Origin of the sequence: Rhizobium sp. MHM7A (assembly GCF_005862215.1) — a bacterium.
Lineage (GTDB): Bacteria > Pseudomonadota > Alphaproteobacteria > Rhizobiales > Rhizobiaceae > Rhizobium > Rhizobium bangladeshense.
Map to the genome: position 1 here is coordinate 1,115,064 of NZ_VCHT01000001.1, position 18,908 is coordinate 1,133,971.

Below are 18,908 nucleotides of genomic sequence, written 5' to 3' on the forward strand. Positions count from 1 at the left end.
CCTTTTTGGCAAGGATATCCTTGGGGATGCGTGATGGGTACCGAATCCGTCAATGAAATTCTAGACAGCGCTGCCACTTACGCCTGCCACTCAGGGCTTTCGTACATCGACGTCTCTATAATAGCACTGGCAACGCTTCAGACGAATGAAGTACAGAACTTCTTGAAGAAAAACCGAATTTCGGGTCAAGCGATCTGCGAAGAAATCTGCGCACTTTTGGACACGCTGGAGAAACAAAACGTCGTATCACCAAATGAACGATTTGCGATGTCACCAGCGACCCTGTTCGTTTACAAAATGGGGGCAGGTCTCGCACGGAACCTTAAGAAGGATTTCTCTCCACTATACCTGCTCGCTGGCCTGACGGATGGCCGTCCCGGTGACGGTCATTATCACATCACCCAAATCATGGAAAAACACGGACTGAACGGGACTGATCTCTACGAGCACATCTCCTACACCAATTTTATTGGCGATCAGATTGCACCGCCTCTGGAAAAAGTGGATGCCACGATCAACGCCGAGGTCAAAGAGAAATTGGCCCGGATACAGACCGGGGTAGTGCCCGCCAATTGCCCGACATTGCAGGAATTTTGCGAAAATCTAATAGAGAAGGCGCGTGCTGGGCGCACCGATCCGGTCATCGGCCGGGAACAGGAAATTGGCCGGACCATACGTATTCTGTCGCGCCGGAAGAAAAACAATCCGATCCTGCTCGGGGAACCTGGTGTCGGCAAAACGGCAGTGGCAGAAGAACTCGCAAGGCTCATTGTTGCGGGACTGGTTCCGGCAAATCTGAAAGACAAGATCATTCTGTCACTTGATCTCGGGGCGCTTGTCGGCGGGACCAAGTTTCGCGGCGATCTGGAAGAGCGACTGAAGAAAGTGCTGGCTGAGGTGAAAAGCCTGGGCAACGTCATCCTGTTCATAGACGAGATTCATCTCCTGACCGGCAGACTGCTGGATGGCTGCAGCGATCTGTTCAAACCAGCCCTTGCCAACGGCGAACTCACTGCAATCGGCGCAACCACGCACTCGGAATATCTCCAGCATTTCGAAAAGGACGCGGCGATGGCGCGGCGGTTCCAGCCGGTAATGGTGAACGAACCAGATCGCGATACCGCCATCAAGATCATCCAAGGACTGTTGCCGCAGTACGAGGAGCATCATGGAGTGGCATTCAGCCCCGATATAGCCGAACACGCCGTCGATATGGCCATCCGGCACATTCCACGCCAGGCGCTTCCGGACAAGGCTATCGACCTTATCGACGAAGCTGGAGCGGTGGCGGTTGCCTCAGGCCTACCGAGCGTCTCCAGGAAGTCCATTGACGTGGTTATTCATGACATGGCCGGTGCCGGAGCTTCGCCGTTCAATCCTGAAGAAGCCACACAATCGCTTCGCAAGAAAATCGTGGGCCAGGTGCCCGCATTGGAAGAGCTTGAACGCTTCATGAGAGCTGTCGATCTGCGCCTCGTAAATGGTGAGGTCAAAGGCGTGCTGACGCTCTCAGGGCCCGAGGGTGTTGGAAAGAACTACTTCGTCAAATGCCTGGCGGAAGCTACGGGATCACGGCTGCTGGAGTTGGATGGTCAACAGCACCAACACGAAAGCGCGATATGGCGATTGCTTGGAACGATGCCAGGATACCAGGATCACGCGAAAGGCGGGCAACTCACTGAAGCGATACGACGCAATCCACGCACAACGCTTGCTGTAAAGAACTTTGAACTTGCTCATCCAGACGTTCAGGAGACCGTCATCGCGATGATCGCCAGCGGTCTTATCACGGATTCCGCGAAAAAGCCGGTGTCGGCAAGTGAAGTTTATGTCGTATTCCTCAAGGACACGGAAACAACGAGCCATATAGGTTTTCGGAGCTTAAGCGAAGGCGAAGACGAAACATCGATGCGGGCCGATCTCGAAGAACTCGTTGACTGCCACGTGGCGCTTGGTCAGCCTGGTATCAATGAACTCGCGGAATTGCTCGATACGATGACGCAAAACCTGCAAACAAAAATGCGGAAGTCAGGACGAGAGTTCGTACTTGCTATTGAGCTTAAGGAATTCATCCTCAAAGCCGCTTCATCCGCCGATCAAAAGATCACGAAACTGCGGCAGGAATTCCAAGCGAGAGTTAAGAATAAACTCCTGTCACAAGCAATAGAGCCAGGGTCATCATCTGTACTTGAATTGGAGACTGCACGATGATTTCAAGGCTCCTTCTGTTGGGACTCGCACTCTCCGGGGTCATTGCAACTGGCGCTGAGGCAAAGGACGTTCTGCGTGTCACCTGCACCCAGAACGGCAGGATCGTCTATAAGGAAGAGCTTCCTGCGAATGCGGGACAGGAAGAACGCATGTTCGTTTATGCGAAGAACCCGGACGCCCTTTGTATATTCCTCCAGGACGGGCCATCGTTTGAATCCATTGGAGCGGTGACGCCGGGTGTCGATGCCATCTCGTCTGGGAAGGTTGCTGGTGGAACGAGTGACAATACCCCGTCGAACGATCTCGCGACCGCGCTTGCGATGATCAGTTCCGGCCAGCCAGCGCCATCGATGCCGATTGATTTGACAGACGCCATGCAGAAATTCAGGCAGGAAACCGGGGCGATCCCTCCGTCGACAAAGATCGAACAGCAAAAGCTCCTGAACCTTACCATCGGCATTTATCGTTCTGTCTCGACGAGTGACGTTATCAGTCATTGGAAAGCCATGCAGAAACAGGGGCCGTCGCTCAAAAACCTCACGCCAACGCTGACAAACGTGGCGGACATCACGATGTTGTCCGTTGAAAATATCGCCGACGAAAACGCCGATGCCATCTGCAAAGATGCCGCTATCCTCGGAAGCGGCTGCATCGCATTCTATTAGTCCTTGGTCCTCAGCCGAAATAGCCTGGAGGCTTTGGCGTTCGGACGTATTCCAGCTCTTTTTCGCGGGTCTGGTCCTTGCTCAGCTTCAATTGGGGTACGAGCATCTTCATATCAGCGTCGAGCACGGCGTCTGCAATTGTTGATGTAAGACCGCTGAAGACATGGGCTGGGATCGTGATCAGAGCGCCGTCCTGGCGGACTTCAAGGATCAAACGCTTACGCATTTCCATCACAGCATGAGCCAGGCTCTTCAGTCTAGGGTTCCATCCATTCTTCTGGATCGCGTAACCCATCTTGTCTTCTATGCGGTCAATAGCGAGCATGAAATCGCCAACACTCTCATCGTTATCGAATAGCAAGGTGTCGTCGAGATCGGAGTAATCGGCATTGAGGCCCGGCTTTGAGTCCCGGCGCATACCCGGGATGATCACAGGTGAAGTGAGAGCGGTTACCGCAGGCTTGTTGTTCAGTATGTTGGTAAGCTCTGCGGAGAGCTTTTGCTCAGGATCATTTTTCAACACCTCGCGACGCATTGCAGCTTCAGGACCAGGAAGGAAGTCAGGCGTCAGGTTGATGTTCATCTCCTGGCTGCCTTCATCATCCAACTGGGGAGGCGTCGCGAAATTCGGCTTTGCCAGGTATTCCGGCGTATTGAAACCCGCCGCCGTATCGTGATCGAAGGTCTCGATTGAAGCTCGAAGCGCAGAGAGATTGAGGGCCAGAGTGTGTCTGTCGAGGGGGCTACGCGTGATCCCGCCTTGTTCGATGAGACCTAGTGCGCGGGCGGCCTCGACCACTTTCAATGCAGCATCCAGCATGAGAAATCCTTCAAACGTTTGCGCCGATAACAGAGGACAATCAGTATGTAATTGTAACAAGGATGGGCGAGATGACCGCAAGAGCAAAATTTGCATTAGCACTTGGCATGGTGGCCACATTGCTAGCTGGCGGGAACGCAATGGCAGCTGGAGAGCCAGCGGCAAAAGACAATTGCGCGATCCTCGCTCACTACAACGCCACAAAAACGGCACGCGCACTCCTCACTTTCTCGATGGATATTTTCGGGAAACATCCTGAACGATGGACCGTCACCGACATCGAAAATTTGAAGGGAAATGCGAAGGCATGCGATAACAAACCTGTCGAATACACGGTTGCGACACGAGTGTTTTATACGAACTGGAGGTTGGCTCTGGGTGAGGACAGTGTAAGGAAATTCCTTGCGATCTCGAACAAATCAACACAAGTTGCGGAAATGGTAAAAGATCGCTGGCCTGCAGGGTTCAGGCTCCCCTATTGTGGAGACCTGATCAAATGGCGACGCGACCCGGTCTGGCTGCTGAGTAATTCAAAGGATATCTTCGGCCGTTCCTTTACGGAGGTGAAAGAGGAAGACAGCGCGACAATCAAGCTCTATGTCGAGGCCTGCCTGCCGGTCATGAAGGAAATTCTAAAGATTAGGAAGAAGGGCTCAGAAAACGCTGCAAGGCTCACCTCAGACATCGTCACAGCCCTTGACCGAGATATGTCGGCCCAACGCTGGAACCATGTTGCATTGGTGCCAGAATTACAAATTACGCATGAGGGGCAACCCATTCCTCTTGCCTATGCGTCAAATCCTACCAGAGAAATTGTACTAAAGATCAACACCTCCGAACAGAACAAGATTGCCCTCGACATCGATAGCCTGTCGACAATCTCCGCATGGGTGATGAACATGAATAGAAAGAGCGTCGAAGGGCCTGACGCATTGTATGTTGAAGCGATCAAAAAGATCGTCTCCCGCCAGCTTTTCGATCAAGAGAAGCGCTACGACACTCCTTAAGCGGCTTCTGACATAACGGGGACATCCATGCGCAGAACACCACTTGCTTTCAGCGCCGCAACGAACGACGCGTTGGCAGAATGACTCGGCCGCGAGGCGTGAATAGCCCCAATGATCCGGTGCCCAAGCACATACATATCGCCAATAAGGTCGAGCGCCTTGTGGCGGGCACACTCGTCGTCGAAACGGAAGCCACCTGGATTTAAAACGTCGGTGTCCCCGATGACAATAGCGCTATCCAAAGACCCACCCAAGGCGAGGCCAGCCGCTTGAAGTCTGGAAACATCCTTCTCCAGTACAAACGTGCGACTTGACGCCAGGCTTAAGAACTGGCCGCCGGTTACATCTACAATTTGCCGACCAATCATCGGGTGATCGAACTCGATGTCAACGATGATACGGGCATGGCCGGGGGTCACGATGTAAGAGGAACCGCCTTCGTTGAAGCTAAAGCTTTCGGTAACTTCAAACATCTGCGCGGGCGCGGTGTAATCGACAATTCCGGCTTGAGCAAAATGCTGCAGCCATGCCGAGGCGCAACCGTCGAGTATCGGGACCTCGGCCGAATTGAACTCAATTATGCAATTATCGACACCTGCCAGAGCCAGGGCAGCCAGCAGGTGCTCTGGCGTATCCACGCTATTGCCCTCGATGTCCGACAGGCGCGTGCAGCGGAGTGTCTTGATGACATGTACACGGTCGATTGGCATCAGCATTCCGCCATCGATCTGGACAAGAATACCTGTCGATACAGCAGCCGGTTTCAATGAAACGCTGCATTCAATGCCGGAATGAAGTCCTACGCCGAAAACCTGAACAGGTTGACGGAAAGTCCGCTGTCGTGAAAAGACCATTGGGTGAATTCCTTCGTCATAATAATTCACCCATATCCTTAACGCGAACGGAAATAACTAATTCTAACTCATCGACATAATCATCCGCTCCAGTCCGATGGCGAACCCGACACCCTCTGCATATCGACCACCGCCTGCAATCTGCTTCTGCGCGCCTAAGGATTCGACTTCGATTTCGAACCCGTCATCAAGATAATAAGATAACCCACGCTTTACCGTGTCCTGGAAGCGATATTCAATTCCAAAGCTTTCGATGCATAATTTTAAGAATTCCTTGACATCTGACATGGCAGTATCGCTCACATCACCAAGTATCTCTACGCCGAACTGATTGAACTCACGATATCTCCCGGCCTGAGGGCGCTCATACCGGTAGCAGCGTTGAACGTAAAAGATCGGCAAAGGACTTCTGAATTGCTTACTCCACTCTGTTCGCCAAAGTTCTTGGGCGACACCGGTAATTTCCGGCACAAGACAGCAATCCCTCCCGGCCTTATCCTGGAAAGTCCACATCTGACTTTCCTTCTCAATGCCAAGCTTTTGGATAAAAGTCGACTTTTCCCAGATCGAAGGAAATATGACTTCGCGAAAACCGCTTTCGCGGGAAAGCTTGCGCAGCTGATCGACGACATTTACAAAAAGATTAGCATCTTCAAATTTTATTACTCTTGTTCCTCGCAACATCACGTTGGACCTCTATATAGGGCGAAAATGTTGAAACTTGAGAAGAGACAAGCACCGGTTTTCGGGATGGGTTATGAGTAACAAGCGAAATAACAATGATCTCGGCCTCGTCGTGATCCACAACATGGTGAAGAATGGCATCGCCACGCTGCCGAGAAATTATGAGCTGTACTACAGTGCCTTCTCAGGGAACTACCCAGACCTGAAGAAGAAGGTAATGCTGCTCGGGCAAAACCCAAGCCAGTCAGATATCGATGAAGTTGCCGACCAGTTCTTTCCAGAGCGCACTGGCGCGTCTGTGGTTCAGAAGGCTGGCAACCGCATGGGCAAGCAAGTCGAATCCCTTCAGAAGGAAGTCAAGAGCCAGTCCGACAACCTCAGCACGTTCGCTGCAGCCGTTGAAGGTGCCAAGGTCGACCTGAACAAAGAAAATGCGATTTCCGCGCTGACCGTGCTCCTCCGTACAGCAGGACTTACGCAAGAAGACCTCATCAACTCCGGGAAGCGCCTCGACAACCACAAGATAGCTCTCGAAGTCGCGCAGCAGGAAATCGCTGACTGGAAAAACAAAGCCTATACGGACAAGCTCACGAAGTTGAAAAACAGAGCTGCGTTCGATGAAGCGATTCACGCCATTTACGAGAAGAACGAAAGCAGCAAATACTCGCTGATCCTGTTCGATATCGATCATTTCAAGGCCGTGAATGACACCTACGGGCATCCATTTGGCGACCGAATTCTTCAACTCGTTGCAGATGCGATAAAGCTGAACGTTCGAGATTCGTACATCGCACGCTATGGCGGTGAAGAATTCGCAATCATTTTGAGTGGTGTTAATGCCCCGAACGTGGAAATGATCTGCAACCGTCTGCGCGCTACTATCGAGAAAATGTCAATCCAGAGCGGCAACAGACCGTTCAAGGGTATCACTATCTCAGTGGGTAGTTGCATGGCAGCCGATGCGGAAAATGCAATGGACCTCATCAGCAAGGCTGACCAGGCGCTGTACGCTTCCAAGAACAACGGACGTAACCGTGCAACGCAATGGAGCTACGCAGCTTTCACGCCGGACCAGACGACGGGTGGCGCGCTGAAGATGTACCGCTAAGCGATCTCCTCGCCGCCTCTCAACGCCCCGCTTGCGCATCAGGCAGTGCGGCGATGAACGTGCTCAGATGATCCGCGATATCTCGGATATCGAGATCATTGTGTCCGGTGTCGGCCAGATAGATGCCGGTCTTGGGAGAACGTGCGTTCTCCACAAGCGTCTCAGCCATATCGACAGGGAACAGTTCGTCATCGCGGCCGTGGATCACCAGGAGGGGAGCATTGATACGACCAATTCGGTCAATGTTCGAGAATCTCTCGGTCAGTAGAAGATCGACAGGCAACCAGAAGAAACGGCGTTTGGCAGCGGCTGCCACCGATGTGTAAGGTGATTGCAAGACCACCCCGGCAAAGGGGCGGCGTGTCGCCATCTCCGTTACGATCCCGCTTCCAAGAGATTCACCATAGAGTACGATTTTCCAATCTTCGACGCCGAATTTCTCGTTCATATAGGCCAGAACCTGCTCTGCATCTCGGTACAGAGCAGCTTCGCTCGGTTTGCCAGTGCTGTTTCCAAAGCCTCGGTAATCGAGTGCGACAAAACCAAGACCGAGTGCCTTAAACATCCGGAATGTGATCGCCCGGTGTGACAGATTACCGGCATTCCCATGGAAGAAGGCTATGACTGGCTTGTCGGGGTTACCCTTCCAGCTCCAGGCTTCGAGCTTTTCTCCGTCCGGCGTATCCAGGACAATTTTCTCGACGCTCAGCAAACCATAGGATGACGGCGGACGAGCACCGACATCCGGTATATAAATCATATTCCGCTGGTACAGCCACATGGAGGCGCAGATGACGAGATAAACGATGAGAAGGGTAACGAAAGGAGTCGCCAGGATTTTCGGGATAGCCATCTGTGCCTGCCTGTTTGTTCTCGACGGATTTTATACCGAAGAACCGATGGCACAAAGTTGACAGAGAAAGCGGTAAGAAGCCTTCTTCTTTTTATCGATTGAAAAGCACATTATTATCAAGGGGATAGAGTGGTACCCCGTGCCGGACTCGAACCAGCAACTCCGTTAGGAACCGCATTTTGAGTGCGGCGCGTCTACCAATTTCGCCAACGGGGCATACTTTGAGGCCAGAACCTTGTTTCCAGGAGGAAACGGGAATTCCCAACAGCTCTGCTTTTGTCGTGCATTAGTACAAAGGAGATCGCTCAACCTCTGAACCTCAGGTATTCTTTTCTATCATGCGCCTATCGACTAATCAATAGGTTCAAAGGGTTGGTGCGGACGACCGGACTCGAACCGGTACGCCATTAGGCACAAGATTTTAAGTCTCGGGCGTCTACCGATTTCGCCACGTCCGCGTGTTATGAACCAAAACTGAGAATGCAGGACGACAGGATGTAGTTGTCCGGCAAGTGTGTATTCAAGGAAACATTCGTAGCGGCCAGCTCGCCCTCCAGCCCAAAAGAAAGGGAAGGTGTCGTCGCTTGAACCACACGAATAACATCCTTCTGGTGCTGAAAAACACCAGAGGGCGCGATGTCAGTAAGAAGTTCGTTTTCCAGAGGCGAGACATCCAGGTTTTCTCCATGGGAAACAGTCGCCTCAAAAGGAGTTCTGGTGCGGGTAGAGGGCCTCGAACCCCCAAGCCTTGCGGCGCTAGAACCTAAATCTAGTGCGTCTACCAATTTCGCCATACCCGCATCTGAACAGGCAAGTGCCTGCAAACATTGAATGAAATGGTCGGAGTGGAGAGATTCGAACTCCCGACCCTCTGGTCCCAAACCAGATGCGCTACCAGACTGCGCTACACTCCGTCCGTGAAAATTAAGTTAGATCATCGTATTCCTTATTGCAAGCAAAAAAGTTGACGAATTTCGAAGGAATTCCTTTTAATACGCGTCGCGCCTGTGGAAAACCGACCGAAGAGGTGTTATTCAAGGCATCGTAAATTCCTAACGTGAAAACCGAGGGCTGCCCCGTGACGAACATCGTCAGCAACAACACCCGTATTTTCCTTGCCGGAAAACGAATGCGGAAACTTGGAATGCCTTGCCCGCCAAGGCCGCCTGAAGACGGCGAACCATGGTGCGAGGAAGAACTCCTTTGGATTGGCTACCGCGTCGAACTGGCGATGCAGTGGCTGAAGCAGAAGAAGGTCGCCGAAATGTGTGGCGGACCTATTCCGGAAGTTCCGGCATAGCCAAAAAAAATGGCACTGGCGGTTGGAATTGAACCAACGACATCGGGCTCCACAAACCCGCGTTCTTCCACTGAACTACGCCAGCAAGTCATATCTATCTTTATATTCCCAGACTTCGGAACCAGGATTTAAGACAAACGTCCTGGGCTTGGTAATTTGCGACCCTGGCAAAATGAAAACATTTTCATTGAGTAAATCGACTAACGCGAAGAAATCGACCGACCCTTCGTCGTAGAAACCGCGAACAGGGCCAGTTCGGTTTTTACGGGCCAGTGTCCGCGCAACCCGAAGTCCCGGCGAGGGAGCGATGGCCGACTTAACTTCAACTCTGAAGACTTTACCACTTGGGCCAACTACGGCTATGTCCGTGCCAGTAGTAGGCAAGGTCGGCAAGAGAACTTCCAAGCCATGCCTCTGAAAGCGATAACGAACGAGTTGTTCAGCAAGGGCTCCGCGACCCGTCGACGACATTTCCGCAATAGGAGTGCCTGGTTGCAACAATGCTTGTTTTAGCTGATCACGCAATTCTCTAATGACGTGCTCAAACTCGGCGCGCTCTTTCAAATTCACCACCGAACCGTTCGTTTTTCGGTGTCGAACAACACGAGCCCGGTTTGCTTGACCAACATCGATTTGAGCATACCGATCAGGGCCAACCTCGCGCTCCAATTTACGCTCCATCTTGTAACAGGTCGCGCTGCTTAATCCTATGATCTTGGCTATTTGATTGGGATTTAGGCGTTCTTCCCTTAGCTCTTTAAATCTTTCGAAATTGGAAGCCATTTTCAATTCTCGGCGACTTTACAAAAGCTTAAACCGAAAAAAGTGATGGATCAAACGCCTGACACAAAGATTTCAATCAACTCGGATTGGATCAAATCGTTCGGCGGCGCTCTAACCAACTGAGCTATGCCCGCACAATAAAAGGTTTCGCATGACGAAGGGGATCGAACCCTTATAGACAGCTCGGTCTGGTTCGTCTGCCCCATCAGTTTTTGCCATGAACCAGGAGATACAAGTATCCCATCCCTCATAGGCTTGTCCGCGACGTTGTCTACCACTTCCAACACGCCATGCGAAATTCTGGTCGGGAAGGTCGGATTTGAACCGACGGCCCCTCGTTACCGAAACGAGTACGCTACCAGGCTGCGCTACTCCCCGAATTCTTGAATTCTCTGGTTGAGGGCCTTGCACCCTCCCAGCCGTAGCATTGTTAACGACCTATGACGCGGCTCCGGTCGTTCCATCAACGCATAAAGCATCGATGAAAATTCGCGCGGTGCCTAAGGGTCACTACTCCCCTTGGCTGTCCCGTCAGTGAAACGGAACCCCCTTCTCTAAGCGCACAATTAGGGCGCTGCAAACGAATGGTGGAGGTGAGCGGATTCGAACCGCCAAGGTGTCACCGACCTCCGCATTACCAGAGGCTACCGACATGCTTGGGAAACGCGCTTCCTTACTCGGCCCTCTCTGGCTGTTTCAGTGCATCCACAACCCGTGTGCTGCCGATATTTAGTGGACCGGATTTTACTCCTGCCGCGACCTATACATTTTTGCGACTGCCTGCACCTTCATAGGCGAGCACCCCCATATTTCAAAAACTGGTGCGCACGATGGGATTCGAACCCATACAACTCCACGCTCTCAACATGGCGACTTTACCAGAGGTTTGTCCACGCGCGCAAAATCAGACGTCCACACCTCCCTGAGAGATCATCAGGAGATGTCCAACCAACAGATTGGGGTGTTCCAGGCTCGTCCACGATCCGCCGCCTGTACCGAAGAACGTCTCCGACATCGAAACCGGCCGGTCTCGGATGCCGCAAGCTTACCGGGATTTTTCTAGAATTTGCCCGGCATAGCCTTTGAACTTGAATAAATGGTCGGAACGGCAGGACTTGAACCTGCGACCCTCACCTTCCCGAGATGATACGCTACCTGACTGCGCTACGCTCCGATCTTCCGGCCAGGAAATTCGCCGGAACTTTGATCGATCCTTGGGTGATCAATCATGTAATGGTCGGAGTAGAGGGATTTGAACCCCCGGCCCTATGGTCCCAAACCATATGCGCTACCAGGCTGCGCTACACTCCGAATTCCCTGTTATCCTGATAAGATAAGGATAACCTAATGCAATTGGTGCGGACGAGAAGACTCGAACTTCCAGGGGACTTCTCCCACAACGACCTCAACGTTGCGCGTCTACCAATTTCGCCACGTCCGCAAACTCAAAGACCTCAAGGCTTTCGCCGAGATCAAGAACTGGTGCGCTCGGAGGGATTCGAACCCTCAATGCCTGGTACCTGAAACCAGTGCGTATACCGAATTCCGCCACAAGCGCATGGAATTCTTGGTTAGTGGTGCGGGTAAGAGGGCTCGAACCTCTACGCCTCAAAGGCCGCTGCGTCTGACACAGCGATGTCTACCAATTTCAACATACCCGCAAACTGATTTGTGAAAGCGCCGTGCCGGATTCGAACCGACGTGCCAGAGCAACTTAAAGAGACCGTCTGTCTCGTCGCAACGTTAGGCTTACCAATCACCCACCGGCGCTCTCACAAATGTCAAGGTGGAGGGATTTGAACCCCCGTCCTCCTGGTCCCAGGCCAGGCGCTCTACACAGGCTGAGCTACACCCAGAAACTCTATTCTCCATCCGGGGACCGGGCAGCGCCAATCAAGGCAGCAGGTCCCTGTCCCAAGACGAATTTGGTGGAGTGCAACCGGATTTTTACCGGAGCCCAGAGGGGCAGGCTGTACGACCTGCACGGGATAGGCAGGCCCGCTACGGATGATCAATTCCGCTACACACTCCATAAATGGTGGGGGAAGGCAGGAGTCGAACCGCTACCTTAAAGGAACGCGTTTACAGCGCGTCTGCACACTACCCGAGGCTAACATCCCCCATTTGCAGCTTGGACTCGTTCGGCGCTTTCGCGTCCCGCGTCCCGGTGGCCACTCCGATGCTGCTAGCCATTCGTATTTGGTACGGCGAAGGAGACTCGAACTCCCAAATTTACCGAGTTTTGAACCCAGCGCGTCTACCACTTTCGCCATCGCCGCAAACAGCTCTCCGCTGTCAGGAATTTGGTGGGACAGGAAGGATTCGAACCTTCGCGGGTTTTAGCCGTCAGATTTACAGTCTGCTCCATTCGACCACTCTGGCACCGTCCCAATTCGCGTCTAGTATAGCGCAAGTATAACGACGCAATTATACTCACGGGATATTTTACTATATCCAAGTAAAAAATGGGGTGGACGACGGGGCTCGAACCCGCGCAGGCCGCGTCACAAGCGGCTGCTCTACCATTGAGCTACGCCCACCATATCGGAGTGGTCCATTTAAAATGGGTAGAAGACCACTCCTTCCGAAAACCAACGATGTCAAAAACCATACCCGGATGGGTATCCCGCCTGCTGGCGGCTCAAATTTCAGGCAAAAAGAAAGGGACCCCGCGACTTCAGTCAGCGGGGTCCCTTTCTGTAGCTTTTTCAGGTGCTTAGGAGGCTAAATCACTCCCTCTAACCCTGAAATCGAAGCCACAACAGCCCGCTGACCGCCCGTATGTGGATACGGGAGGAGGTGTAAGGGGAGCAGATACAACGCAGCAGCATTCGAGACAGCACTGATGCTGTCAGCATTGCCCCTCATGTTTGCGTTCATCGTCGACATTGTCGTTGCTCTCATTGCGTGTTGTGGCCATTGCGACCTTGTATCTAATAGATGCCGAATGGCGGCGAAACTGTCAAGCATAAAAAAGAAGAAAACTTGAAAATACTTTGCATTTCTCGGAATGCCTTATTTTCTGGGCTTTTCGACGGATGCGAAGATGCGAAAACCGCGTTGTCCCTGGCCGTGAACGTCATTAGCATGGAGTGACTTGCAAAGGAGATGCGCCGATGCGCCCCATTCACGACCTCGTTTGGGTCACTAAAATTGACGGTCAACTGACGCCTGCTGGAACTCCTGTTGGTGAGGTTGTCTCCGATGTCAGTGAGCTGGGGGAGGGCACCTACGAACTCCATTGGTTCGGGTCGGCAAGTGAGGCAAGCGCATTCCGAGCTGGAATTCTCTCTGTCGGAATCAATTCAATAGATGTGACATCCGGCATCGAAAATGCACAGCAATCAGTTCTGGTGCATCGCCGGGACAGAGACGCGGCTCAGACGCAAACGCTGGAAGATGCGATTCCACTTGTCGAGCACGCCAACGCGCGGAACCGGCGGCTCAATGTGATTTGGGCGAGCGAAATCGAAATGCTGCGTGGTGCATCCAAAAACCCCGATTCCAGTTTCACTGCCGCACAGATTTCCAGGGACGCCGACGAAGAACGCCTCCCATTCGTTTTCAAATATGACCGGTGGGAAAAGCATCCGGACTTCCAGGAGATCAAAAACGCAGGTGTGAAGAGCTTTGAGATCGTCAGACGTGACGGTCAACGGCTCCTCCTATGGAAATTGGGGGAACTCGAAGCCGTGAGGACCATGGGACGATCACGCAGCAGAAGGTACCGCGAACAAATCGACGAGATTGCAAAGCAGTTCAATGGACGCCTGGTTGGTGACGACATCGCCTTCCCGATCAACAATGACCTGCACGGGCTACTGACCAGGATTATCCCTGCATACGGGCCGGTATATCACGTAGACTACACCGCAAAACGGGATGAACGCAGGCGCAAGGTTTACGAATCGCCGCAGGCCCAGCAGGTGATAACCCTTCTCGCAAGCGGTGGAACCATTGAAGGCGGCCCGAAAGCCAGCATCAATCCAGACAATGGGAAACCATCGAAGATAACCCAGAAACTGCTATCGGAACTGGTGTCGGCTGAAATCGTCGTCCTCCTGGAAGGGAAGAGATCGACATATAGGCTGGCCGATGGCATCAGGCCGCTTGAGGCTGATCCTTACGAAGTCGCACCAGAGCCAGCTTTCACCCTCAAATAAACGGCCAAGTTTTTTGGCTTGGTTTTTGCCCGGTTCACGCGAACAATAATCCCATATGTCTGGGAGTTTGATATGAGCAATTTGGCAAACGCAGTGGTGGCGTTCATAACGACAATGGAAACCATGTCTGGCGTGCCCATCGCAATTCTGGAGCGCCAGGACACGACCGAGATGTACTGGGCGAGAACCGCAGCCATCCTCTGTGCTAAAACCGGAGACAAATGGTGCGCCAGTGACGTTCGCTTTATGACGGATAACACCGAAATTTCAGGCGGCTCCCGGATCATCGAATACAAAAACACCGAGACCGGCCCGACCAAAAAAGTCTGCGCAATCACGCCGCCAATCCGCGAACTGCACCCAACTTATATCGCAGACCTGTTCGGTAACGGCTATTCAGGTCCGATCCATTATCCAAGTGGCACCATCACTGCAGACTGGATGATGCTCTATCATGCTGCACATTGCCTCGACACGGTATTTGACGGCTCTGAGGAAAGGCGAGCCAAGGCCTTCGCAACGCTTGCCATTGCCCTTCTCGACGGAAGTCCTGCATTCACCGCTGGAACCGAACAATCAGCCTGGCGGGAACTTGGCATTATATCCAATGACAGTGCTGCCTATTGGGCGGCAGGTGTTGGTGAGCGCGTCCTGCTTGATCTGTGGAAGAACCAGGCCGCGCAGATGCTGAACAGAAGCTACAATTGCGACGTCAGAGTCGCCGCGAACACGAGCATCGATATCGAAAAGATTCCGAGAGACCGGCGATTGGAGGAGGGGGAGAACTGCCAGGCGACGGCAAACGGAAATGGTGGAGTCACGCAGAATGCGACTGGCATTGTTTCCGACTCCAATCTATGGATATGGATGTATGCGAACGGCGGCATCGGCGCGCCACCGATCACCTATACACCTATGATGACATGGGGTGGTGATAGTAAGAAGGCGTACACCTATATATGGCAGACCGCCAGTTCGCTGGCCATGAGCAACTAAGAACGGGTTCCGGCGCATGATTTATGATGAACTGCTTCGAGAGTGTGCAATCGCCCTCGACGACATGAAACTGAAGCCGAAGCTAGAACAGAATTCCGACGAGCAAGGTGTTGGTGAGACCATACGTTTTTACAACGAGCTTGGAAACGAGCTGACAGTTTACGTAGAGGCCGACCCTGACAGCTCATCACTCCTTGGCACCGTTGCCTTCCATTGGGACTACGCGGAAACGATCACGAACGCCGGTGATGTCTTCCGGGTTGAAAAAAACCTGGAATCGACGCAGATCAATTCTTACGTCCAGTTCTGCAACATCCTCTGGGCTCACCGACACCAGTTCAAATCGAAACTGTCGAAAGGAACCCGGGAATTCCACGATGAGGACCTTCTCGCCCTGATCATGGAATTGGAACGTCAACGAATCCCACATGAACTGCAAATAGTGAACCACCGCCCGCGTATCTCCTTTACACGTCACGGCGAAGAAATTGCTTCCGCAAGGAAGAGCGCTGGGCGACTGCGTTATCAAGACACGACCGGGGAGGTAACCTCAAGCAAGGGGACAGAGGGCGAGGCCCTCAAGGAATTCATAAGCGCTGTGGTGAATGATCTCCGCCCGAAAATCACGGAAATAAAAAAATTTCGCTGATTGCATTTTTGGTGTTGACATTTACGCCGACCGGAAACATTAATGGGATAACAGATTTAGGAAAGTGATCCCGATGTTCGTTTCGAGCAACCAACAGCAGCAATCAAGTCAGTCGAGTTCATCGAACTCGTCCGCTTCGCTGCGCGGGATCAAGGTGACAATCGTTTAGACCTAAGCGTCTGAAATGTCTCCACGAACCCGCCCTAACACGGCGGGTTTTTTGTTTTGGAAAGGTGGCCGAGTGGTCGAAGGCGCTCCCCTGCTAAGGGAGTACACCGAAAGGTGTCGAGAGTTCGAATCTCTTCCTTTCCGCCAATTTTGAAGTGTACGAAGGAGGGTGGAAAATGAACGGAATTATCGGAAGCTTCCTCGCGATCTCGGACACGGAAGCAAAAGTTACGATCCTGGGCAAGGATGGATCGCGCCGCGAAGCGCCGATTCCCTTGGAAAAGGCTCGGGAACTGGTCAACAAGCTGAAGGCCAAAGGAATTAGTGGGGAATTTCCCCGTTCCTCGAAGCCAAAGATCAATGTTCGGGAGCGGATGGCTGCTCTATGAAGGAGACTGAAATGTCGGGTAGGTGGTTGATGATCGAGCCGAAATGAGAATACGGAGGCGTGGCTGAGTGGTTTAAAGCACCGCATTCGAAATGCGACATACCTGCAAGGGTATCGTGGGTTCAAATCCTACCGCCTCCGCCATAAACCGCTCCTGAAGAGGGAGTTCTTGGGAAATAGTTCAATGGTAGAACGACCGACTCTGACTCGGTTAATGTTGGTTCGAGTCCAGCTTTCCCAGCCAATTTATCTGAAGTTACAGGAGTTCCTGTGCCTTTATGTGAATTGGAAGTGTGTCTGAGTGGTTTATAGAGGCGGTCTTGAAAACCGTTATACCGAAAGGTATCGGGGGTTCGAATCCCTCCACTTCCGCCATTTTGAAAGGGCTTGAGAGCCATGAGTGAGAAGTTTGATATCAAGGCCCACATCGTCGGTGCCTGCACATTTGTGAAGTTTCGCAAGGGTGATCTCTGGTATCGGACCGAGCTTGGCTTCGAGTTCCCGGTGCCGGTCGCTGATGCTGGTGATGCATCTTTCGACGCCGTCATCAAGGCCTCGATGCTGATGCGGTACATCCGTAAGCATGCGGCAATGCTGGAAACGGCTCGGGCGGAAACGGTCGAGGCGTAAGGAAGGAATAAAGTTTGCCACTATATGGAGAGGTGGCTGAGTGGTCGAAAGCACTCGCTTGGAAAGCGAGTGAACCTCCGGGTTCCGCAAGTTCGAATCTTGTCTTCTCCGCCATAGTGCAACTGGATGAGTGTCCGAGTGGTTTAAGGAATCGGTCTTGAAAACCGACGAACCGAAAGGTTCCGTGAGTTCGAATCTCACCTCATCCGCCACATTTTGAATGCTGACCAGTAGAGGATAATCGTTCTCCTGGTTGGCGAAACGGAGGGGACCGGCAAGCTGGGCTACAGTTCAGCGGCCGGTCCCCTGAAAAGGAATTCAACCGACCTGCGGGTCAGAAAGATGAAAGGACGATAAGATGATCAACTTCGCTTTTGCCGATCTCGTATCGGCCGTCATCCAACAACAGCCGGTAGTGATTTAACGGGTCGTCACATTAGACGACTCGGCGATGCCGGTTGGTCTAATGGCAAGACAACAGACTTTGAATTTGTTAATCCTGGTTCGATTCCAGGCCCGGTAGCCACCTTTTTCTCAAGTCCTTGTCGCCACTACCGAATTTCCCTCGGTCTCTCTAAGAGGGCAAAGGCCCGTAACAACCTTCCATATTTAAAATTTTACCTGCCGCATTCTCTGCAACTTAAAGGTTTTCTGCCAGTTTGCCCGCCATTGGACGATTAATTCATTTGAGGTTGGGAAATGCGTGAGGATAAGGCGGTAGCACTCGGCGGGGCGGCATCTGGAATCGCAGCAGGGGCGGCGGCGAACCGTGTAGCTGAGGGTGCGGTTGGTCTCACAGGAATTGTCGCTAGGGGAGCAGCGCAGGTCATTATGGCTGGCGACCAAGGATGGGACGAAAACGGCGATTTCGTTAGCGCCAGCTTCATTTTTAACTTTAGAGATCGCAAGGTTTTCGACGGTAAAGATACCTACGATATTGCTGAAGTGACGAACGTGAGCTACGAAGGGCACACCGTCACACTGACAATCTCAGGCAAGGCTTTTCCAGTCAAACGCAACGTGGGCGTCGTTGAGCGGAGCCAGGTAATCCTCCGAATGTTCGAAGTCATGCGATCCGGAGACGAGATGCTTCCTGAAGGGAAGCGTCTCAAAGACTTGAGCGTCCGTCGCAATCAGATTTCTGCAGGAACCATTTTCCGCTTTGCGGGTCGGGCAGTGTTCTGGGGTTTCCTTCTGTCGTTCTTCACGATTTTTGCTGGAATGGATACGCTAAGGCAATTCGTTCTTGAGCTGTGGTTCGCGATCATCTTTTTTGGATCGGTGGCGCACAGAAAGCTCCGCAGTGGATCGGTCCCCTCCTGGACCACCCCGTCACACACGACTGGGAAGAAGGTCGGGATCGCGTGCCTGGCTTTGACGATCTTTTTCTCGGTAATGCTGCCGATGAATATTAGCGACTACAAATCGCTTCGCGGTGGCTACACAGATAAGGCCGATGCTCTCGACGTTTGCGATAGCTATTATTTCTACCCCAGCTTCGTGCGCGTCGCGATGCCTTGGAAATGGTGGTGTGATCCTCACTACGATAGCCTCATGACCTATCGAGACGAGCAGTACCGCGAACAATACAAGATGTCTAATTAAACCGGGCAGCTGCCGCAATTTTCA

16 protein-coding genes and 24 tRNA genes are annotated in these 18,908 nt (G+C 52.5%); 18 read left to right on the forward strand and 22 right to left on the reverse strand.

The annotated features are described in order from the left end of the window. Positions 1 to 33 precede the first annotated feature (33 nt). Entirely contained in the window at positions 34 to 2,211 is a 2,178-nt protein-coding gene (locus tag FFR93_RS06305; protein WP_138392520.1) for an ATP-dependent Clp protease ATP-binding subunit, read from the forward strand. Further along, on the forward strand, positions 2,208 to 2,876 hold the full coding sequence (locus FFR93_RS06310; RefSeq protein ID WP_138392521.1) for a hypothetical protein: 669 nt from the start codon (positions 2,208 to 2,210) through the stop codon (positions 2,874 to 2,876). The genes FFR93_RS06305 and FFR93_RS06310 overlap by 4 nt, the downstream gene beginning before the upstream one ends. Before the next feature lie 10 nt (positions 2,877 to 2,886). Here the strand turns inward: FFR93_RS06310 and FFR93_RS06315 are convergent, their stop codons facing one another. Continuing rightward, positions 2,887 to 3,696 (reverse strand): hypothetical protein, encoded by an 810-nt coding sequence (locus tag FFR93_RS06315; protein WP_138392522.1) that lies wholly within the window; start codon positions 3,694 to 3,696, stop codon positions 2,887 to 2,889. Between the two features lie 71 nt (positions 3,697 to 3,767). Between FFR93_RS06315 and FFR93_RS06320 the strand changes: the two genes are divergently transcribed. Next, entirely contained in the window at positions 3,768 to 4,703 is a 936-nt protein-coding gene (locus FFR93_RS06320; protein ID WP_138392523.1) for a hypothetical protein, read from the forward strand. On the opposite strand, the gene lpxC is transcribed toward FFR93_RS06320, so the two are convergent. Then, positions 4,700 to 5,587 (reverse strand): UDP-3-O-acyl-N-acetylglucosamine deacetylase, encoded by an 888-nt coding sequence (gene lpxC / locus FFR93_RS06325; RefSeq protein WP_171049117.1) that lies wholly within the window; start codon positions 5,585 to 5,587, stop codon positions 4,700 to 4,702. The two genes, FFR93_RS06320 and lpxC, sit on opposite strands and share 4 nt — an antisense overlap. A 33-nt stretch (positions 5,588 to 5,620) precedes the next feature. Beyond that, positions 5,621 to 6,241 carry an ATP phosphoribosyltransferase regulatory subunit gene (locus FFR93_RS06330; RefSeq protein ID WP_138392871.1) on the reverse strand — a complete coding sequence of 207 codons (621 nt, stop codon included), beginning with the start codon at positions 6,239 to 6,241 and terminating at the stop codon, positions 5,621 to 5,623. A gap of 73 nt (positions 6,242 to 6,314) precedes the next feature. Here FFR93_RS06330 and FFR93_RS06335 point away from each other — a divergent pair, with 73 nt between their 5' ends. Next, the gene (locus FFR93_RS06335) at positions 6,315 to 7,349 is read left to right on the forward strand and encodes a GGDEF domain-containing protein (RefSeq protein ID WP_138392525.1); all 1,035 of its coding nucleotides are present in this window, start codon (positions 6,315 to 6,317) and stop codon (positions 7,347 to 7,349) included. Positions 7,350 to 7,368: 19 nt separating this feature from the next. On the opposite strand, the gene FFR93_RS06340 is transcribed toward FFR93_RS06335, so the two are convergent. The 5 genes from FFR93_RS06340 to FFR93_RS06360 all read right to left on the reverse strand — a co-directional run bounded on the left by FFR93_RS06340 (position 7,369) and on the right by FFR93_RS06360 (position 9,116). Next, complete coding sequence (locus FFR93_RS06340) at positions 7,369 to 8,202, reverse strand: alpha/beta hydrolase (RefSeq protein WP_138392526.1); 834 nt, start codon at positions 8,200 to 8,202, stop codon at positions 7,369 to 7,371. Positions 8,203 to 8,332: 130 nt separating this feature from the next. After that, positions 8,333 to 8,418: transfer RNA gene (locus FFR93_RS06345), tRNA-Leu, on the reverse strand. Between the two features lie 157 nt (positions 8,419 to 8,575). Next, a tRNA-Leu gene (locus FFR93_RS06350) sits at positions 8,576 to 8,660 on the reverse strand. Positions 8,661 to 8,917: 257 nt separating this feature from the next. Continuing rightward, positions 8,918 to 9,002: transfer RNA gene (locus FFR93_RS06355), tRNA-Leu, on the reverse strand. 37 nt (positions 9,003 to 9,039) lie between these two features. Beyond that, a tRNA-Pro gene (locus tag FFR93_RS06360) sits at positions 9,040 to 9,116 on the reverse strand. Between the two features lie 164 nt (positions 9,117 to 9,280). On the opposite strand from FFR93_RS06360, the gene FFR93_RS06365 reads away from it, so the two are divergent. Beyond that, entirely contained in the window at positions 9,281 to 9,502 is a 222-nt protein-coding gene (locus FFR93_RS06365) for a hypothetical protein (RefSeq protein WP_138392527.1), read from the forward strand. Between the two features lie 10 nt (positions 9,503 to 9,512). Here FFR93_RS06365 and FFR93_RS06370 read toward each other — a convergent pair. The 14 genes from FFR93_RS06370 to FFR93_RS06430 all read right to left on the reverse strand — a co-directional run bounded on the left by FFR93_RS06370 (position 9,513) and on the right by FFR93_RS06430 (position 12,825). Then, positions 9,513 to 9,587, reverse strand: a tRNA-His gene (locus tag FFR93_RS06370). Further along, positions 9,578 to 10,285: a hypothetical protein gene (locus FFR93_RS06375; protein WP_138392528.1), complete on the reverse strand. Its 708-nt coding sequence runs from the start codon at positions 10,283 to 10,285 to the stop codon at positions 9,578 to 9,580. Before FFR93_RS06375 ends, FFR93_RS06370 begins: the two co-directional genes overlap by 10 nt. Before the next feature lie 301 nt (positions 10,286 to 10,586). Further along, a tRNA-Pro gene (locus tag FFR93_RS06380) sits at positions 10,587 to 10,663 on the reverse strand. 441 nt (positions 10,664 to 11,104) lie between these two features. Then, a tRNA-Leu gene (locus FFR93_RS06385) sits at positions 11,105 to 11,185 on the reverse strand. Positions 11,186 to 11,382: 197 nt separating this feature from the next. Then, a tRNA-Pro gene (locus FFR93_RS06390) sits at positions 11,383 to 11,459 on the reverse strand. Between the two features lie 60 nt (positions 11,460 to 11,519). Beyond that, positions 11,520 to 11,596, reverse strand: a tRNA-Pro gene (locus tag FFR93_RS06395). Positions 11,597 to 11,639: 43 nt separating this feature from the next. Then, positions 11,640 to 11,726, reverse strand: a tRNA-Leu gene (locus FFR93_RS06400). 39 nt (positions 11,727 to 11,765) lie between these two features. After that, positions 11,766 to 11,843: transfer RNA gene (locus tag FFR93_RS06405), tRNA-Leu, on the reverse strand. Positions 11,844 to 11,860: 17 nt separating this feature from the next. After that, positions 11,861 to 11,946, reverse strand: a tRNA-Leu gene (locus FFR93_RS06410). Between the two features lie 120 nt (positions 11,947 to 12,066). Further along, positions 12,067 to 12,141, reverse strand: a tRNA-Pro gene (locus FFR93_RS06415). Between the two features lie 180 nt (positions 12,142 to 12,321). Continuing rightward, positions 12,322 to 12,407 (reverse strand) — tRNA-Tyr (locus FFR93_RS40745). A gap of 78 nt (positions 12,408 to 12,485) precedes the next feature. Next, positions 12,486 to 12,564 (reverse strand) — tRNA-Leu (locus FFR93_RS06420). A 25-nt stretch (positions 12,565 to 12,589) separates the two neighbouring features. After that, positions 12,590 to 12,675 (reverse strand) — tRNA-Tyr (locus tag FFR93_RS06425). Positions 12,676 to 12,751: 76 nt separating this feature from the next. Then, positions 12,752 to 12,825: transfer RNA gene (locus FFR93_RS06430), tRNA-His, on the reverse strand. Positions 12,826 to 13,401: 576 nt separating this feature from the next. On the opposite strand from FFR93_RS06430, the gene FFR93_RS06435 reads away from it, so the two are divergent. From FFR93_RS06435 to FFR93_RS06495, 13 genes are all read left to right on the forward strand, one after another. After that, a complete protein-coding gene (locus tag FFR93_RS06435; protein WP_138392529.1) occupies positions 13,402 to 14,448 on the forward strand; it encodes a hypothetical protein in 1,047 nt (348 codons plus the stop codon). Between the two features lie 72 nt (positions 14,449 to 14,520). Further along, entirely contained in the window at positions 14,521 to 15,444 is a 924-nt protein-coding gene (locus FFR93_RS06440; RefSeq protein WP_138392530.1) for a hypothetical protein, read from the forward strand. Between the two features lie 16 nt (positions 15,445 to 15,460). Continuing rightward, entirely contained in the window at positions 15,461 to 16,093 is a 633-nt protein-coding gene (locus tag FFR93_RS06445) for a hypothetical protein (RefSeq protein WP_138392531.1), read from the forward strand. Positions 16,094 to 16,320: 227 nt separating this feature from the next. Continuing rightward, positions 16,321 to 16,408, forward strand: a tRNA-Ser gene (locus FFR93_RS06450). A gap of 29 nt (positions 16,409 to 16,437) precedes the next feature. Beyond that, the gene (locus tag FFR93_RS06455; RefSeq protein WP_138392532.1) at positions 16,438 to 16,650 is read left to right on the forward strand and encodes a hypothetical protein; all 213 of its coding nucleotides are present in this window, start codon (positions 16,438 to 16,440) and stop codon (positions 16,648 to 16,650) included. A gap of 53 nt (positions 16,651 to 16,703) precedes the next feature. Next, a tRNA-Ser gene (locus FFR93_RS06460) sits at positions 16,704 to 16,793 on the forward strand. 26 nt (positions 16,794 to 16,819) lie between these two features. Continuing rightward, positions 16,820 to 16,893, forward strand: a tRNA-Gln gene (locus FFR93_RS06465). A gap of 43 nt (positions 16,894 to 16,936) precedes the next feature. Continuing rightward, positions 16,937 to 17,024, forward strand: a tRNA-Ser gene (locus FFR93_RS06470). Between the two features lie 21 nt (positions 17,025 to 17,045). Further along, complete coding sequence (locus tag FFR93_RS06475) at positions 17,046 to 17,279, forward strand: hypothetical protein (RefSeq protein ID WP_138392533.1); 234 nt, start codon at positions 17,046 to 17,048, stop codon at positions 17,277 to 17,279. Positions 17,280 to 17,305: 26 nt separating this feature from the next. Then, positions 17,306 to 17,393: transfer RNA gene (locus FFR93_RS06480), tRNA-Ser, on the forward strand. A gap of 10 nt (positions 17,394 to 17,403) precedes the next feature. Further along, positions 17,404 to 17,491, forward strand: a tRNA-Ser gene (locus tag FFR93_RS06485). Positions 17,492 to 17,731: 240 nt separating this feature from the next. Continuing rightward, positions 17,732 to 17,805: transfer RNA gene (locus tag FFR93_RS06490), tRNA-Gln, on the forward strand. Between the two features lie 173 nt (positions 17,806 to 17,978). After that, on the forward strand, positions 17,979 to 18,884 hold the full coding sequence (locus FFR93_RS06495) for a hypothetical protein (protein ID WP_138392534.1): 906 nt from the start codon (positions 17,979 to 17,981) through the stop codon (positions 18,882 to 18,884). The last annotated feature ends 24 nt before the right edge of the window (positions 18,885 to 18,908 follow it).

Excerpts from the sequence above, each read along its gene's own strand:
- FFR93_RS06475 (WP_138392533.1), top strand. The coding sequence starts at position 17,046 with ATGAGTGAGAAGTTTGATATCAAGGCCCACATCGTCGGTGCCTGCACA.
- FFR93_RS06310 (WP_138392521.1), top strand. The coding sequence starts at position 2,208 with ATGATTTCAAGGCTCCTTCTGTTGGGACTCGCACTCTCCGGGGTCATT.
- FFR93_RS06335 (WP_138392525.1), top strand. The coding sequence starts at position 6,315 with ATGAGTAACAAGCGAAATAACAATGATCTCGGCCTCGTCGTGATCCAC.
- FFR93_RS06435 (WP_138392529.1), top strand. The coding sequence starts at position 13,402 with ATGCGCCCCATTCACGACCTCGTTTGGGTCACTAAAATTGACGGTCAA.
- FFR93_RS06375 (WP_138392528.1), bottom strand. The coding sequence starts at position 10,285 with ATGGCTTCCAATTTCGAAAGATTTAAAGAGCTAAGGGAAGAACGCCTA.
- FFR93_RS06445 (WP_138392531.1), top strand. The coding sequence starts at position 15,461 with ATGATTTATGATGAACTGCTTCGAGAGTGTGCAATCGCCCTCGACGAC.
- FFR93_RS06330 (WP_138392871.1), bottom strand. The coding sequence starts at position 6,241 with ATGTTGCGAGGAACAAGAGTAATAAAATTTGAAGATGCTAATCTTTTT.
- FFR93_RS06315 (WP_138392522.1), bottom strand. The coding sequence starts at position 3,696 with ATGCTGGATGCTGCATTGAAAGTGGTCGAGGCCGCCCGCGCACTAGGT.
- FFR93_RS06320 (WP_138392523.1), top strand. The coding sequence starts at position 3,768 with ATGACCGCAAGAGCAAAATTTGCATTAGCACTTGGCATGGTGGCCACA.
- FFR93_RS06340 (WP_138392526.1), bottom strand. The coding sequence starts at position 8,202 with ATGGCTATCCCGAAAATCCTGGCGACTCCTTTCGTTACCCTTCTCATC.
- FFR93_RS06305 (WP_138392520.1), top strand. The coding sequence starts at position 34 with ATGGGTACCGAATCCGTCAATGAAATTCTAGACAGCGCTGCCACTTAC.
- FFR93_RS06455 (WP_138392532.1), top strand. The coding sequence starts at position 16,438 with ATGAACGGAATTATCGGAAGCTTCCTCGCGATCTCGGACACGGAAGCA.
- FFR93_RS06495 (WP_138392534.1), top strand. The coding sequence starts at position 17,979 with ATGCGTGAGGATAAGGCGGTAGCACTCGGCGGGGCGGCATCTGGAATC.
- FFR93_RS06440 (WP_138392530.1), top strand. The coding sequence starts at position 14,521 with ATGAGCAATTTGGCAAACGCAGTGGTGGCGTTCATAACGACAATGGAA.